At 29.0% G+C, this 12,455-nt stretch carries 27 protein-coding genes; 1 reads left to right on the top strand and 26 read right to left on the bottom strand.

Features of this window, described 5'->3' with window-relative positions:
• The first annotated feature begins 110 nt into the window (after window positions 1-110).
• Entirely contained in the window at window positions 111-293 is a 183-nt protein-coding gene (locus tag CWO92_RS22215; RefSeq protein ID WP_101356393.1) for a DUF8096 family protein, read from the top strand.
• Between the two features lie 18 nt (window positions 294-311).
• Here the strand turns inward: CWO92_RS22215 and CWO92_RS26390 are convergent, their stop codons facing one another.
• From CWO92_RS26390 to CWO92_RS22105, 26 genes are all read right to left on the bottom strand, one after another.
• Complete coding sequence (locus CWO92_RS26390; protein ID WP_268877615.1) at window positions 312-476, bottom strand: anti-repressor SinI family protein; 165 nt, start codon at window positions 474-476, stop codon at window positions 312-314.
• Between the two features lie 13 nt (window positions 477-489).
• Complete coding sequence (locus CWO92_RS22205) at window positions 490-693, bottom strand: hypothetical protein (RefSeq protein WP_101356392.1); 204 nt, start codon at window positions 691-693, stop codon at window positions 490-492.
• Window positions 694-800: 107 nt separating this feature from the next.
• Complete coding sequence (locus CWO92_RS22200) at window positions 801-1,019, bottom strand: hypothetical protein (RefSeq protein ID WP_101356391.1); 219 nt, start codon at window positions 1,017-1,019, stop codon at window positions 801-803.
• Window positions 1,020-1,034: 15 nt separating this feature from the next.
• Window positions 1,035-1,208 carry a hypothetical protein gene (locus tag CWO92_RS25660; protein ID WP_165786753.1) on the bottom strand — a complete coding sequence of 58 codons (174 nt, stop codon included), beginning with the start codon at window positions 1,206-1,208 and terminating at the stop codon, window positions 1,035-1,037.
• A 21-nt stretch (window positions 1,209-1,229) separates the two neighbouring features.
• Window positions 1,230-1,625, bottom strand: a complete 396-nt coding sequence (locus tag CWO92_RS22195) for a hypothetical protein (protein WP_101356390.1) — start codon at window positions 1,623-1,625, stop codon at window positions 1,230-1,232.
• A gap of 27 nt (window positions 1,626-1,652) precedes the next feature.
• Window positions 1,653-1,910: a hypothetical protein gene (locus tag CWO92_RS22190; protein ID WP_101356389.1), complete on the bottom strand. Its 258-nt coding sequence runs from the start codon at window positions 1,908-1,910 to the stop codon at window positions 1,653-1,655.
• A 42-nt stretch (window positions 1,911-1,952) separates the two neighbouring features.
• Window positions 1,953-2,273 (bottom strand): hypothetical protein, encoded by a 321-nt coding sequence (locus tag CWO92_RS22185; RefSeq protein WP_101356388.1) that lies wholly within the window; start codon window positions 2,271-2,273, stop codon window positions 1,953-1,955.
• A gap of 33 nt (window positions 2,274-2,306) precedes the next feature.
• Window positions 2,307-2,807 (bottom strand): hypothetical protein, encoded by a 501-nt coding sequence (locus tag CWO92_RS22180; RefSeq protein ID WP_101356387.1) that lies wholly within the window; start codon window positions 2,805-2,807, stop codon window positions 2,307-2,309.
• Window positions 2,808-2,835: 28 nt separating this feature from the next.
• Window positions 2,836-3,090, bottom strand: a complete 255-nt coding sequence (locus CWO92_RS22175) for a hypothetical protein (protein ID WP_101356386.1) — start codon at window positions 3,088-3,090, stop codon at window positions 2,836-2,838.
• Between the two features lie 448 nt (window positions 3,091-3,538).
• Window positions 3,539-3,784 carry a hypothetical protein gene (locus CWO92_RS22170; RefSeq protein WP_101356385.1) on the bottom strand — a complete coding sequence of 82 codons (246 nt, stop codon included), beginning with the start codon at window positions 3,782-3,784 and terminating at the stop codon, window positions 3,539-3,541.
• A 48-nt stretch (window positions 3,785-3,832) separates the two neighbouring features.
• Complete coding sequence (locus CWO92_RS22165; protein ID WP_101356384.1) at window positions 3,833-4,030, bottom strand: hypothetical protein; 198 nt, start codon at window positions 4,028-4,030, stop codon at window positions 3,833-3,835.
• Window positions 4,031-4,262: 232 nt separating this feature from the next.
• On the bottom strand, window positions 4,263-4,505 hold the full coding sequence (locus tag CWO92_RS22160) for a hypothetical protein (RefSeq protein ID WP_101356383.1): 243 nt from the start codon (window positions 4,503-4,505) through the stop codon (window positions 4,263-4,265).
• 63 nt (window positions 4,506-4,568) lie between these two features.
• The gene (locus CWO92_RS22155; protein WP_101356382.1) at window positions 4,569-4,775 is read right to left on the bottom strand and encodes a hypothetical protein; all 207 of its coding nucleotides are present in this window, start codon (window positions 4,773-4,775) and stop codon (window positions 4,569-4,571) included.
• 120 nt (window positions 4,776-4,895) lie between these two features.
• Window positions 4,896-5,345: a hypothetical protein gene (locus CWO92_RS22150; protein WP_101356381.1), complete on the bottom strand. Its 450-nt coding sequence runs from the start codon at window positions 5,343-5,345 to the stop codon at window positions 4,896-4,898.
• 262 nt (window positions 5,346-5,607) lie between these two features.
• A complete protein-coding gene (locus tag CWO92_RS22145; RefSeq protein ID WP_101356380.1) occupies window positions 5,608-5,799 on the bottom strand; it encodes a hypothetical protein in 192 nt (63 codons plus the stop codon).
• A 69-nt stretch (window positions 5,800-5,868) separates the two neighbouring features.
• Window positions 5,869-6,108, bottom strand: a complete 240-nt coding sequence (locus CWO92_RS22140; protein ID WP_101356379.1) for a hypothetical protein — start codon at window positions 6,106-6,108, stop codon at window positions 5,869-5,871.
• The gene (locus tag CWO92_RS25655; protein ID WP_165786752.1) at window positions 6,086-6,253 is read right to left on the bottom strand and encodes a hypothetical protein; all 168 of its coding nucleotides are present in this window, start codon (window positions 6,251-6,253) and stop codon (window positions 6,086-6,088) included. The genes CWO92_RS22140 and CWO92_RS25655 overlap by 23 nt, the downstream gene beginning before the upstream one ends.
• Before the next feature lie 162 nt (window positions 6,254-6,415).
• Window positions 6,416-6,712: a hypothetical protein gene (locus tag CWO92_RS22135; RefSeq protein WP_101356378.1), complete on the bottom strand. Its 297-nt coding sequence runs from the start codon at window positions 6,710-6,712 to the stop codon at window positions 6,416-6,418.
• Between the two features lie 24 nt (window positions 6,713-6,736).
• A complete protein-coding gene (locus tag CWO92_RS25650) occupies window positions 6,737-6,904 on the bottom strand; it encodes a hypothetical protein (protein ID WP_165786751.1) in 168 nt (55 codons plus the stop codon).
• 2 nt (window positions 6,905-6,906) lie between these two features.
• A complete protein-coding gene (locus CWO92_RS22130; protein WP_101356377.1) occupies window positions 6,907-7,191 on the bottom strand; it encodes a hypothetical protein in 285 nt (94 codons plus the stop codon).
• The gene (locus CWO92_RS22125; RefSeq protein ID WP_101356376.1) at window positions 7,184-7,513 is read right to left on the bottom strand and encodes a BC1872 family protein; all 330 of its coding nucleotides are present in this window, start codon (window positions 7,511-7,513) and stop codon (window positions 7,184-7,186) included. The genes CWO92_RS22130 and CWO92_RS22125 overlap by 8 nt, the downstream gene beginning before the upstream one ends.
• A gap of 3 nt (window positions 7,514-7,516) precedes the next feature.
• Entirely contained in the window at window positions 7,517-7,687 is a 171-nt protein-coding gene (locus tag CWO92_RS25645; RefSeq protein ID WP_165786749.1) for a hypothetical protein, read from the bottom strand.
• 12 nt (window positions 7,688-7,699) lie between these two features.
• Window positions 7,700-7,909, bottom strand: coding sequence for a hypothetical protein (locus CWO92_RS22120; protein ID WP_101356375.1), 210 nt, complete (start codon window positions 7,907-7,909; stop codon window positions 7,700-7,702).
• Between the two features lie 53 nt (window positions 7,910-7,962).
• Complete coding sequence (locus CWO92_RS22115) at window positions 7,963-8,262, bottom strand: hypothetical protein (RefSeq protein ID WP_101356374.1); 300 nt, start codon at window positions 8,260-8,262, stop codon at window positions 7,963-7,965.
• 286 nt (window positions 8,263-8,548) lie between these two features.
• Window positions 8,549-10,150 (bottom strand): DNA N-6-adenine-methyltransferase, encoded by a 1,602-nt coding sequence (locus CWO92_RS22110; protein WP_101356373.1) that lies wholly within the window; start codon window positions 10,148-10,150, stop codon window positions 8,549-8,551.
• Window positions 10,151-10,225: 75 nt separating this feature from the next.
• The gene (locus CWO92_RS22105) at window positions 10,226-12,097 is read right to left on the bottom strand and encodes an LPD29 domain-containing protein (protein WP_101356372.1); all 1,872 of its coding nucleotides are present in this window, start codon (window positions 12,095-12,097) and stop codon (window positions 10,226-10,228) included.
• Window positions 12,098-12,455 lie beyond the last annotated feature (358 nt).

Here is a 12,455-nt window from a genome sequence, read left to right as displayed (position 1 = left end):
GTTCGATATTCGCTAACATAATCATTCTCCTCCATCGATTTATTTTTATATTTAAACTTTTAATTTACATTGCAATTTTACTTATCTATAATTAATAATTGGTGATTAAAATGACTGAATCTAAAATAGAAACTAAAGGTATTGATACTAGTATTGTTTACGACTATAAAGAATTCCCTGATGAAACCGAGGGACGTTGTGATAATTGTGGTAAAGCGCATTTTGAAAGTACAGTCAAAGATTATAAATTCATTCGTAAATGTCGTAATTGTGGAATGACTAAGAGTATTTGAGGGATCTGCAACAATCCCTCATTTATTTACTTCTTTTTTCCGTTCTAGTTGTTCAAAAAACTCTCTGACTTGTTCTACTGTCAATCCTGCCCTTTTAGCTTCCATCAACAACTCATACCATTCTTGATAACTAACTTCAGATTGGATTGTAAGTACCTCCTTTCTTTTTATGTAACAATCCAATCTTACAATGTATTTATCTACAAACTCTCAACAAATTACTGCACATCTGTTTAATTGTAATTTCTCCATTTTCAATTTCTTGCATCGCTTCTTCAAGTGTTAAATTTGCGAACATTCCATCTGCAACATAATCTAAAAAGCACAATTCAATATTACTGGCATTTGGTTCCCCTTCATAACCTGCAGCATCTAAAACTCGTTGAAATAATTCCTCCATTCATTTCATCTCCTTTAGATTTATTAATTACATTTTATCAATTTATTTATATTAATACAATACATTTTTTAAATTTATTTTCAAAAAAATAAGCCATCTAATGATGACTATTTAACCATACCTAATATTTTATTTACTTGGTGTTTTATATAATCATTGCTGTCTCCATACCATATATTTGCTTCATTTATCTCACCATATGCTAAAATCTGCAATATCTCTTTAATTCGGTTAAATTCAGACATCATTACTAATTTAATATCATATAACCAATCTAAGAATTCTAATGACTTGTTGTATTGATCCTCGTTCAGTGTAAATATCATTTAAAACACCCTTCCCTAATTTAAATATTCTACCTGATTTCTATTTAAAGCTTCCACAATGTCCCTGTATAGTTTCTTTGTCATCATCCCATTTTCAAGATGGATAGTCCCCATATTCTTACGTCCGTTTGTTTCAATGACCGTTGCTGTCAATGTCTTGTTGCAGTGGTTATACTTGAATCTCCTCATTATAAAACCTCCTACATTAATTTAATTGTTAATCGTGTCGATTTTAATGATATTATATAAATTCTCATCTACTCCACCTAATTCGATACCTGAATTTAATATTACTATGTTCTGAATTTCTGATAACATGTGCTTTAAAATATGATCATAAGACACTTCTTTTTTACCATTATCCCACCAAGCTCTTTTAAATATATCTGTTATGAATGTATCTAATTTAAATTGTATATGACCATTAGCTACTAACTTTTGATAAACATCTGTTACCATGTGCAGCACATTATACTGATATGTTTGTTCTAAGGATAATCCATAAAATTCAGAAGGAAAGTGAACTAAATCTTTTTCATAATCTGTTCTTGGATAATGTCCCTTTGTATATAAAATTAATTGTTTTTCCCAATATTTAAGATCCATTAAATTTCCCCTCCCATAAGCAGTCTTTTATTTTGAATTTTCTATTAGAGTACCTAAAATATTTCCAACCTGACTAATAGAATATTGATATTGTTTATCTAAATTTTCTCTGGACTCCCTTAGATCTTTTTGCAATCTTGTGTTTTCTCTTTTTAGTCTTCTATTTTCTTCAATGATTTGTACCGTCATTAAAGCGTTTTGATAAACTTCCTCATATTCATCATATTCATTTTCCCATAAACCATTTTCAAAATCTCTATTACTCATAATGTTTACTCTTTTCATCCTATTCTCTCCCTTCAAGTCTTAACGAAATGGATATTTTATCTAGTAATTACTAAGCCATTTTTCAAAATTATAACGATCAGGATTAAACGCTCTATCTATATCCATTTCACTAACAACTTCTCTAAATCCAAAATCTAAATAATTGAATGGTTTATAACAAAATAACCTTTTATTAAACTTTAAGAATGTAAAACCTAAATTATTTGTATAGGTATTTTCTTCAAAACATTTATCACAAAATTCTTTTGTTCCATGATAACTTCCTATGCCAATATCCTCTGTTACCCCTTCTCTAATTCCAATCACTTCTTTATCTCCGCATATCTCACATTCTTCTATATTTACAGATTTAAATCTCATGAGAATACCTCCATTTCCGTTAAAATCAGATTTTTAATCTAATATTTCAATTCTAACTCTTTTGCCATAATTAGCTCTCAAGATATCATTTACATTAACACCATCAATTGCATAGCCTTCAGGATACCAGTCACCTTCGTTACTATCGACAATTACACCTTCGTGAACTTGTAAATATGGAGTGTGATATTCTTTTACCAACTGTTCCACTAAAAACTCTTTTGTAAATCCTCCTTGCGAACCTCGACTATATTCTTCCCCTCTTTGTACTCCATCCTTGTAAACTACTAGTTCGATTTCTTGCCATTCTACAAAATTCTTTACATCGGTATTAGGATCACCATCCCAATCTATTTTGGCACCAGCTTCTCGAATTTCTATATCTAAACCAGTTATATTTTTAACTTCATTAACTGCTTCTTGTACAATGGATTTAAAACTTTCAGATCCTCCCTTTAAATTAAATTCGTGTACTAAACAATCTTTTTCTTTTTCAAATATTTTACCATCCACTGCCTTATAAATTTGTTTCATAGTGTTCCCTCCTTATAAAATTAGAAATTTATTTCAAAATACCTTTCATCACTTCATTAAAGGCTTTTTTATATCCTTCTCCTTCATTTCGAACATTCCAAACTTCATAACATGCATCTACATGCCAGTGATAATCTGATCTCGGATTATTGTTTGCATAAGCTGAAAGCCATATTTTACTTTTAGTTTCTTCAAACAACTCCTCATCTGACATGTTATTAATTTTATTTACATATTCCATTTTTGGTTTACCGTAGTTGTCATTCCCATCAAATCTATTCATTTTTCTCATCTCCTAATTATTTTATTAGTAATATATTTTCATTACAAATTATGAATCCAAATATACCCTGTTACTACCGCTAATCCTATAACTAAAACTGTATATGTGTTTTTCTTTATGTATGCTGTCATTATTATTTCACCTCCATCATTTTAATTTATTTATATTACTTTGTTAAATTTACTTTAGATAATTTCACTAGATTAATTGTATATGGTCTTTCTTGTGTTTGACGAGGTAATTTTACTTTGTTTAAGTTGATCATTTTAACACTCCTCTCCTTTTTAATATTGATTTAATTAACAAAATTCATGTGAAGCTTCAGATGTTCCCATTATAAGGTTTCTTAGTTCCTCTAATTTATCAGTATAATTTTTCAATTTTTTCACCTTTTTAGAAAGACATATTTCCATCCTTTCTACTGTACTTCATGATTCTTTAGTTCATTTTAAGTAATATCAACATTTGATCTCCAATTTCCTCTTATAATTCTCAAATCTTCATCTTCATCTTTATCAAAAACCTTATTGCATTTTGGACATATTAAATAAGATTTCAAAGTATCAGTGTAATATTCGCTTGTCATTCTACCTTCTCTGCCATCTTGGGTAATTTGATACTCTATTACACTTTCTTTTCTTTCTCTTATTCTTAATGGACTTCCACATGTACATAGTGGTTTTCTATATGTCATTTTATACACCCTTTTTTTATAAGTATCTTGCATAATAAATTTGTTATTTTATTCACTTATATAATTAGCTAATAATTTAATTACATTCTTGTTGTGACTATTGACAATTCCCATCGTTTTCCCATTAAAGACCGGAATATACAGTATTTCTCCATGCTCGTTTTCTCTAGCCAAGTATTCTAAAACTCCATCAAAGCCAATTGATTCCCATCCCATTGATATCAATTCCTCTTTAGTTCTATCCATGCTCTTCATACTCCTTTGTATATTCAAATATTTAAATCATCTAAAATCAATATCGTTTTCATTTCCACAAGAGCATTGAATTATAACTCTTCCTTGCACTGGATAAACTTCAAGCTTATTAAAACTATTAGCGTTTACATCTCCAGTTTCAATTAATATTTCTTCACCACATTGCATACATGTAATTCAAAACCCATTTACACCAACTCCTTATTAAGTTATAATACCTGTTTTAACGTGACCTACTAAGTAATCTTATTACTTCATCATCGTTTTCAGCGTATACAATAGTGAGAGTGGATTCTGGATTAAATACCCCTTGCTCTAACCAAAGTCTTCCATCAACTATTTCATTATTCTTACTTTCATTCACTAAAACTAATCCATAATTCACACAATCTTTGTTGTAAGACATATTAATATCCATTCCTAATATTTCTTCTGCTTCCTTTATAGTTACTGTTTTAGTTTTCATTTTTAATTACCTCCATTTTTCTTTTATTTTACCATCTCAATCACATTAAAAGGGAAACTTTATTTAAAATGTGATTGCGGCATATTTCCTACCTGTAACTAGGTTTTTAGTGTAACTATAAGACTTATTTATGATCTGAATTCTGTTATTTCCCATTTTGTTTTTAAGTTCAATTGATTCAACTTCAAATTGACTCATTTCTTTCTCAAAAAATTTTTCAGCAGCTAAATCGACCATTCGCACCATATAATATTTAATTTCTGTTGGCATGTATTATTCCCTCCTCAATTTATCTTAAGTAAATTATATCAATTTAATTTTATTATTACAAGTGTTATTTTAATTTATTTTTAAAATTATTCAAAAAGAAAAGCCTCCTTTTTAAGAGGCTTAATACACCAATACATTTTCCTTTACATACTGTTTATAAGTCTTCCTATATACTTCATCCTTGAAGTTTAATGACACATGTATAGGTTCGTCAGTTTCTTTAAGGAATCCAATCAGCAGCATATAAGCTATTTTCGCTTTCATTGAAATGTCATTTTTTCCATTAATTTTAATATGGAAAGGAGCTTGTGGAATAGGAATTCTTTTATCTGCCATTGCAAACTTTTGTGAAATTAATACAGCCCAACCATCTTTACCTGTGTATTTTTCACTCATGTCATCAATATATTTTACACGATCATAATTTTCATACAATAAGTCTAGGATCTTAAATACATACTCCTTATCTTCTTCATGATTCCGGTTAAATACTGCACTTAATTTCTTCATGTCATAGACAAAATCATGTTCCTTCATATTCATTAAAAATTCTCTTGGTTCAATAGTCATATAATCCCCTCCATGAAAGTGTATTCTACTTATTTACCATGCATTACTGTTTTAACTTCCTCATGTACAAATTTACATAAAGCATAGATACCGACTAAAACCAATGGAAAACCTAAACCCATTAAATCAACTCCTTTTGAACTAGATAGTAAATCATATGGGATGATATTCAGGAATATGACATTAACAATTTTATTAATTTATTATCATTATTTGTTGCACTTGTGGACATAAAAAAAGACAGAATAATAATCTGTCTCTCTTAGAAAGGTAAATCAGTAACATATTTAGGTTCTTTGATTTCACCTTTTGTTTTATCCCATCCTAAAGTATATTCTGTATATTGACTTACATTTAATAATACCCAGCCTAAATCTAAATAATCATTGACAACTTCTTCACGACTTGTTGAAAATACCTTAATGATATCTGGATAATTATATTGTTTCTCCATATTCATCCCCCTTTGATTCTTTAATTCTACTATATCAAATTATCCAAATAAAGAGATAAAACTGAGTTTTTATAATGATTGCAAGCGTTCTTCTAATGTGAATTTTAAATCCCACAATTCATTGTTTTTAATATGTCTAGAATTCTCATTTGTATTTGGATAAACATATTGACTTAAATTTTCTAGTTTATTGCTTATTTCTTTAATATCACCTTTTACTTCAGTTCTAATTTCGCTAATCTCATCATGTAAATTATCAATATGATCAATTAATTTTAGAATTACATTAATTAGATATTTTTCGTTCATTCTCCCATTCCTCCAGAAAGCTTTTCATTTTAATTGCTAATTCATCATTTAGTCCGTATCTACATTCCAAAGCATATTGAATACTATGTAAATCATCAAATGAAAACAACTCGAAAAATTTCTTTTTATATTCGTTATCTTTCACGATTCATTAACTCCCTTTATGTAAAAGTTTTTATTAATTCCACTGGTGCATGAATAGTAATTGTATTATAGCATTTCGGACAAATAAACTTTCCATATTCATTATTTGATACTGTTAATGGTTTATATGGTATCTTACATTGTTCACATTGTATTATGTTTTTCATTCACTTAGTTCCATTTCACACTTTTTAATTTTATTCATTAATACATTCCTTTGACTTTCACCACACCATGCAAAAGGATGAGTTGTCTTTGTTGATTTAATAAATTCATCTAGTGTCATTCTCTTTCTATCAGCAACCATTTTCACAAATGCTTCATGATTCAATCTTTCCCAACAATAAAAAGTTTCTGTAAGATGGTGATCCCATTCTTGCACAATTACATCATAAATTTTAAAATCCTCGTGTGGATGAAGTTTACTTCTCCATATTTGTCCTTTTTCTAATTTAATCATATTATTTACCTCCTACTCAAGATTTTATATTTCAGTATCAAATATTTTTTGTCTTTGTTCAACTGTATAATGTTCAGGTGCTGAAATAAATTTCTTCATTCCATTAAATAATTTCTTCTCATTTTCATCAAATATAATTAAAACTGGTGTTTCAGTAGAGTCATATACCTTACCATTTATCAATATTCTCATTATTAATCCTCCTCATAATCAAGTCGTGAATCAACTATTGTTAAATTATCTATTATATTCTTACAAAAGTTTCTAATAAAATGTAAATGGACGTTTATTGCATCTGTGTATGTATTTTGATAAGTCTGATATAGTAATTTCCGTCTAGTATGTGATTTTTTATCATATTCCCAAACAAAAGTTTCATAAGAATAAAATCTGCCTATTCCTTCATAATTTCTTTCTATTTCTGCTGAAGAAATATATCTATCATTGATAATCGTTGTTTCTATATTTCTACTATTCATCATATTCAACTCCTAAAGCGTATAATGCTGCTTTGCAAATTGCCATTGCTGGAGTATCACCATATCTAGCCCAACATTCTACAGGACTTCCATTATTGGCAAAAGCGAAAATTCTACATTCATATGTTCCTTGAAATTCTTTTGTTATATCAACTTCATCAAACTTTTCAACAACTAACCAAGCATCTTTTATATTTTCTGAAGGTCTGAAAAGTGTAGCATCCTGATCGTCATTTAAATATACCCAAAAACCTCTTTCAGTTTCCGAATGTAAATCAAATTTCAAATGTTTAATTATTAATTTATCTATTTGTCTACTCATTTATTATTCTCCTTCTTTTTTAATCTCTATAATATATTCATAATCAAAATTAATCTCTATTCCATCTGCACAAACGGTATTATTATCAATCTTTATTAATTCATCGCATTTTATAAAAATATCTCCGTCATATTCGCCACCATTTTGTGAAATTGTTACGCAATATTTATTCATGTTATTACCTCCTTATTTTTCACTAATTTTAATCATCGCTTTATCAACCTTGAATATGTCATTCCCTTTATTATCTGTAAATGCTACATTCTCAACAATTTTGTATTTTGTTTTTATAATTTCTGCTACCCTACTCATTGCCGAGTTACCATCCATATAAAGCCCAGTCCATAATTTACAAATGTCCTCAATATCAGATATTTTTGATTTATAATCTTCCACCAGTTCACCTCCTTTGACTATGAAAAAAGGTCAACTATTCGCTGACCTTGATGTTATGCAAAACTTAGTTCTTCACCTGTTCCAATAAATTCATCGTATAAATCAATTGGATCATATTCAATTGCTGCAACATGTTGATGTCTACCTATGCACAATAGATTTTTAAATTGTTTTCCATAAAATAAATCTTTCTCGCTTGTTAGTTTATCTTCTGTAAACAATTCAATGATTGTATAGTCACCTTCATTAATTATTCTATGTTGACTTAGTGTGTCTCCGTGAACTGCGATTTTTAATTCCTCAATTTCCTCTTCTAACATATCCATGTTTAAAATGTAATTTACTTTTTCCATTCAATTCAATCTCCTTTTGTGTTTGTTTTGTTAATTTAATTATATATTGTTATTAATGAGAAGTCAACAATTTTTGTATATTTATTTTTAAAATCAGAGATTAAAATGTACCTTTCATCGTGATTTATTTTACTTAGGTTCACATAAGACCTGAGTTAAGTTGCAAACAAAACTTAAAGCTGTTATACAATTTTTCATATTTTCAAAAATCACCTGCGATATTTCGGGTTGACTGTTATATCAAATTTCAAACCCGAATACCGCAAGCGATCTGTTATATAGTTTCTCATGATGTCAATTTCAATAATTCTTCTGTATTCATAATGTAGTATGATTTATTTTTCATTACATCATTATAGGATTGCTCCCCTTCAAAATCGTTTATAACTTCTTTTTCTTCCGGTGTCATGTCTTTGTATTGTGCTTTACCATAGGAAGGAGGAAGCCAGCCTTTTCTCTGTGATCCAAAAAGATTAAATTTTTTCAAAAGCTCCATATTCTTAAATTCAATGTGACAAGTACCTTTTTTATAAAATGTAATGTAAAAATACTTTAATTCTATTTTCTTAGTTTCTCCATAGTGTTCAGCCATTTTTAAAGTTTGTTCCATATCAATTTCTTCTGTTCTTCCTGAATCCAAGTAATTGAATACTTTTTCAATATCTCGCAATTTTTCCAAAACATCATAATGTGATGGATTATACCGACCCCAAGAATATTGCATGTCTCTATAACCATTTAAAGGAATAATAACCTTGTGATTAATTTTATATGCTTTGTTAGTTTTCCAGCCATTGTACATATGCACGTTCTTTGATTGCTCATCATAGTAATGTTTATATGAAAACTCTTCAAATAGGTTTAAAATGGTATCTTCTACCCCTTGCACCATTTCTTTATTTAGCTGAATACGTAAAGAATAAATGTTATAGAATGAAAAATCATAGTCTTTTAATTCCTGTACATACTGAAGATACTTTTGTTTTAAATTACTTGTAAATAGTCCCATGAATTGATCATTGCTAAATAATGCAGTCCAGTATTTAAGCCTAATTTGCTTTATATAAGCATTTTCTAAACTACTTCCCTCTTTATCCTCATATTCTAAACCAAGTTTTAGAATTGGGTTGCTGTTATCTTTAAAACTCGTTAGCATTAATGGCTTAAGACTGTTATACTCTTCTATTAGCTTTAATCCGGCTTTGACTTCAAAATTATACTGTTGTACAATTCCCTTTATAAAATCAGAATCTATTAAATAATGATTGTTATATTCATTATTATTCTTATGTATCTCTTCTTGCTTCAGTTCGTCCAATATCACGCTGTTATATTCAATTTTAGGAATGTTAATATAGATAATTGCCGTTTCTACGTCTGTTTTTCTTTCTGCATCTGTAAAGGCATTTTGAACAAATTCAACCTTTGCATTATATTGCTCTAACTTTTGGATCAATTCTTTTCTTGTATTTGTATATGGATTCTTTAAAGTTTCCCCATTCAATAAACAAACAATTTGACCGCCTTTTTGCTGCATTTCAATAGCCTTTAATAGATGTTTATCCCCTTGACTAAATGGAGGATTCATAATAATGCAATCGTATTTTTTAAATGTGTTATAGGTTAAAAAATCATCGTGAACAAGTCTAAATTTCTTCCCCTGTAAAATGTATTGCAAATTGTTATCTAGTTCTATTGTGTCAATATCATAGTTACTTCTGTTATATGACTGGTGATATTTGAACTTTTGTGTTATAGCCTCCACTAGATCCCCTTTTCCTGCTGATGGTTCTAGGACTGTTCTAATATATCGAAAATCTATATTGGATAACATTTTATTAATTAGCTTTGTTGGAGTTGGATAAAAATCAGGATTATTGTTAAACATTTTAAAACCTCCTAGCAATATTTAAGGTTTTTTGTTATAGCAGAAACCTTGTAAAAAACTGCCTTGACTGTTATATCAGAATCTAGGTTTATAAGTGTTTATAATTGGTTTTATTTCCTGCTCCTCAAAATAATTTAGAATTTCGTCATACTGTTTATTATCACATGAATGGTATTTGCTACTTGTTATTCTCATTCCGTCCCTTTCTTCTATATTGTGTAATACTGTTTCCGGTAATGATAGCCAACCTTTATAGACTAACAATGTAGAATAGAAATGCTTATAGTGTAACTTCCTTTTATTCTCCGGTGTAAATGTTAATTTAATTGCCTTGTCATATTGTGCATATTTTTCATTTTTCACGCTGTCAAATGTGATTCTGTTTGTTATAATGCCTCCCCAATCAGATATATAAAAGAGTGTTAGTTTTTCACCTTGTTGGATGTCTGCATCTGCAAATTGTTCTTGAATGCTGTCCACTTCCTGCAATATCTTATACATAGCAACTTTTAAACAATCAATTTCTAATTGTTGAATAATATCTTTTGTTAATTTAATTTCGTATTGTTTTAATTTGTTTTTAACCGCTTCTTTATACTCTTTCCAGTTTTCATTTTCCCATGTTCCACTGATATCTAATTCATCAATTACACTTGTTGAAATGTCTTCCAATACACTTGCTTGATGTTGTAATTCTTCTTGATCCTCTCCGCTTAAAACTTGCTCGACTGTTATATCTTTTTCAATGGTTGCATTGTCTGTAAGTCCAACATAACGAGCATATGAATAGCCCTGAGCATCAATAACGAATTGTAACTTGTTGTTATAATAAACTGCGACTCCGTATAGATTCCATTTAACCGTTTTTCTTTCATAATCATCCATGTTATAGAAGTCTGTCATTGAATTAATACGGTTGTCTTCTGTAAAGCTGCCGCCAGTATTAGCAAGGAAATCAAAATCTTTTAAAAGCATGTTAGAGAAATTATCTAATGCTTCTAAGTTGTCAAAATGTACTTCTTTAGTGATTTTTACATCTTCCAAAGAATATTTACCTTTTTCAACTTCTTCCTTGTATTGATCCAATGTGTTATTTTTATTTAAGTCTGCGAATTCTGCACCAGTTACAAAGTATTTTTCATTTTCATTTAGTTCTTTCACATCAATGCTGTTATAGATATTTTCGACTTGTTTCTTTTCTTCTTCTTGTTGCTTTTTATATTCTTCATTTCTTCTTTCTTGTTCTTTTACATATTCTTGATACTCTTTTTCTTTTCTTTCTTCTTCAGCTTTTTCAAACTCTGCTAGTTTGGAATCAAATTCTTCCATTTCTTTTTTAATATCTTCTGTTTGTTCAGTTTGTGTATATTGCCAATGAATCTCAGCCCAACCAGTAAAATTATATACTCCTGCATAGTCTGTATATGGATCGGCTGCACTGTAACAATGTTTATAAGCATTTAAAAGGTTACTGCAGTATTCTAGGACTGCATTTAAATAAGTTGATCCTTTTTCGAATGGACTTGATTTAATATCAAAGCTGATTCTTCCAGAGTATGGAACAGTTACAGAGAATTTACATTGCGGAAATCTTTTTCTAATGTGAGTTCTAATTTCCTTCGCTATTTCTTTACAATCTTGTTCTTTTTGGGATTCTGTTAACTCTATACCTTTCCATCTTGTAGCATCCCATAAGCTTAAAGTTTTTACTTTAGCATGTTTCTTTACTTCCTTAATTGGTGCTGCGGTTACTTCTTCATTGTTTGTAAGACTGTTAGCAATTTGGAAAGTGTTTTCAGATTGGCGAGCATACCAGCAATTTTTAAATGATGACCAACGAAATTTATTAGCTTTTAAATTATCTCTTACTTCTTTTGATGGTTTAGAGTTAAAGTATAATTCGATCCCGTTTAATTCTTCATTAATTTTCATTGCTACTGATGTCATTTGAAACACTCCTTAAAAATTGATTTAATATGTATTTGCTATCGTTAAATACATTATAGCAATTTATTTTTATTATTTCAATAGTTTTTATAAATTTATTTTAAATATTTTTCACCAAATAAATGATTGATTTTATGGTGAATAGAAAAGAAAAAACAGCCTTTTGGCTGCTTAGTTAAGTGTTAACTGATTATCTGTATATGCGTAGTATTTACCGTCATTAGCTCCAGCAAGTGAACATGAGTAGTTATCTTTGAGAATTGCTTCAATGATGAATTTTTTCCCTTTATTTGATCCCCATGTACATATAACTGTTTGCCCGACTTTGTAATTGTTCATATTAGTTTATCCCCTTTTG

The sequence above is a fragment of the Heyndrickxia camelliae genome, from assembly GCF_002844575.1.
GTDB lineage: Bacteria > Bacillota > Bacilli > Bacillales > Bacillaceae_C > Margalitia > Margalitia camelliae.
The sequence above is the reverse complement of the archived record's forward strand: the minus strand, read 5'-3'. Positions and strand labels throughout refer to the sequence as shown.

Coding starts and splice junctions, on each gene's coding strand:
- CWO92_RS22185 (WP_101356388.1), bottom strand. CDS start 2,273: ATGAGATTTAAATCTGTAAATATAGAAGAATGTGAGATATGCGGAGAT.
- CWO92_RS22215 (WP_101356393.1), top strand. CDS start 111: ATGACTGAATCTAAAATAGAAACTAAAGGTATTGATACTAGTATTGTT.
- CWO92_RS25650 (WP_165786751.1), bottom strand. CDS start 6,904: ATGAGAATATTGATAAATGGTAAGGTATATGACTCTACTGAAACACCA.
- CWO92_RS22165 (WP_101356384.1), bottom strand. CDS start 4,030: ATGGATAGAACTAAAGAGGAATTGATATCAATGGGATGGGAATCAATT.
- CWO92_RS22175 (WP_101356386.1), bottom strand. CDS start 3,090: ATGAATAGATTTGATGGGAATGACAACTACGGTAAACCAAAAATGGAA.
- CWO92_RS22115 (WP_101356374.1), bottom strand. CDS start 8,262: ATGGAAAAAGTAAATTACATTTTAAACATGGATATGTTAGAAGAGGAA.
- CWO92_RS22145 (WP_101356380.1), bottom strand. CDS start 5,799: ATGGAGAAACAATATAATTATCCAGATATCATTAAGGTATTTTCAACA.
- CWO92_RS22180 (WP_101356387.1), bottom strand. CDS start 2,807: ATGAAACAAATTTATAAGGCAGTGGATGGTAAAATATTTGAAAAAGAA.
- CWO92_RS22105 (WP_101356372.1), bottom strand. CDS start 12,097: ATGACATCAGTAGCAATGAAAATTAATGAAGAATTAAACGGGATCGAA.
- CWO92_RS25645 (WP_165786749.1), bottom strand. CDS start 7,687: ATGAATAAATATTGCGTAACAATTTCACAAAATGGTGGCGAATATGAC.
- CWO92_RS22170 (WP_101356385.1), bottom strand. CDS start 3,784: ATGACATATAGAAAACCACTATGTACATGTGGAAGTCCATTAAGAATA.
- CWO92_RS22130 (WP_101356377.1), bottom strand. CDS start 7,191: ATGAATAGTAGAAATATAGAAACAACGATTATCAATGATAGATATATT.
- CWO92_RS22155 (WP_101356382.1), bottom strand. CDS start 4,775: ATGCCAACAGAAATTAAATATTATATGGTGCGAATGGTCGATTTAGCT.
- CWO92_RS22190 (WP_101356389.1), bottom strand. CDS start 1,910: ATGAAAAGAGTAAACATTATGAGTAATAGAGATTTTGAAAATGGTTTA.
- CWO92_RS22205 (WP_101356392.1), bottom strand. CDS start 693: ATGGAGGAATTATTTCAACGAGTTTTAGATGCTGCAGGTTATGAAGGG.
- CWO92_RS22140 (WP_101356379.1), bottom strand. CDS start 6,108: ATGAACGAAAAATATCTAATTAATGTAATTCTAAAATTAATTGATCAT.
- CWO92_RS22160 (WP_101356383.1), bottom strand. CDS start 4,505: ATGAAAACTAAAACAGTAACTATAAAGGAAGCAGAAGAAATATTAGGA.
- CWO92_RS22110 (WP_101356373.1), bottom strand. CDS start 10,150: ATGTTTAACAATAATCCTGATTTTTATCCAACTCCAACAAAGCTAATT.
- CWO92_RS22150 (WP_101356381.1), bottom strand. CDS start 5,345: ATGACTATTGAACCAAGAGAATTTTTAATGAATATGAAGGAACATGAT.
- CWO92_RS22195 (WP_101356390.1), bottom strand. CDS start 1,625: ATGGATCTTAAATATTGGGAAAAACAATTAATTTTATATACAAAGGGA.
- CWO92_RS22200 (WP_101356391.1), bottom strand. CDS start 1,019: ATGATATTTACACTGAACGAGGATCAATACAACAAGTCATTAGAATTC.
- CWO92_RS22125 (WP_101356376.1), bottom strand. CDS start 7,513: ATGAGTAGACAAATAGATAAATTAATAATTAAACATTTGAAATTTGAT.
- CWO92_RS22135 (WP_101356378.1), bottom strand. CDS start 6,712: ATGATTAAATTAGAAAAAGGACAAATATGGAGAAGTAAACTTCATCCA.
- CWO92_RS25660 (WP_165786753.1), bottom strand. CDS start 1,208: ATGAGGAGATTCAAGTATAACCACTGCAACAAGACATTGACAGCAACG.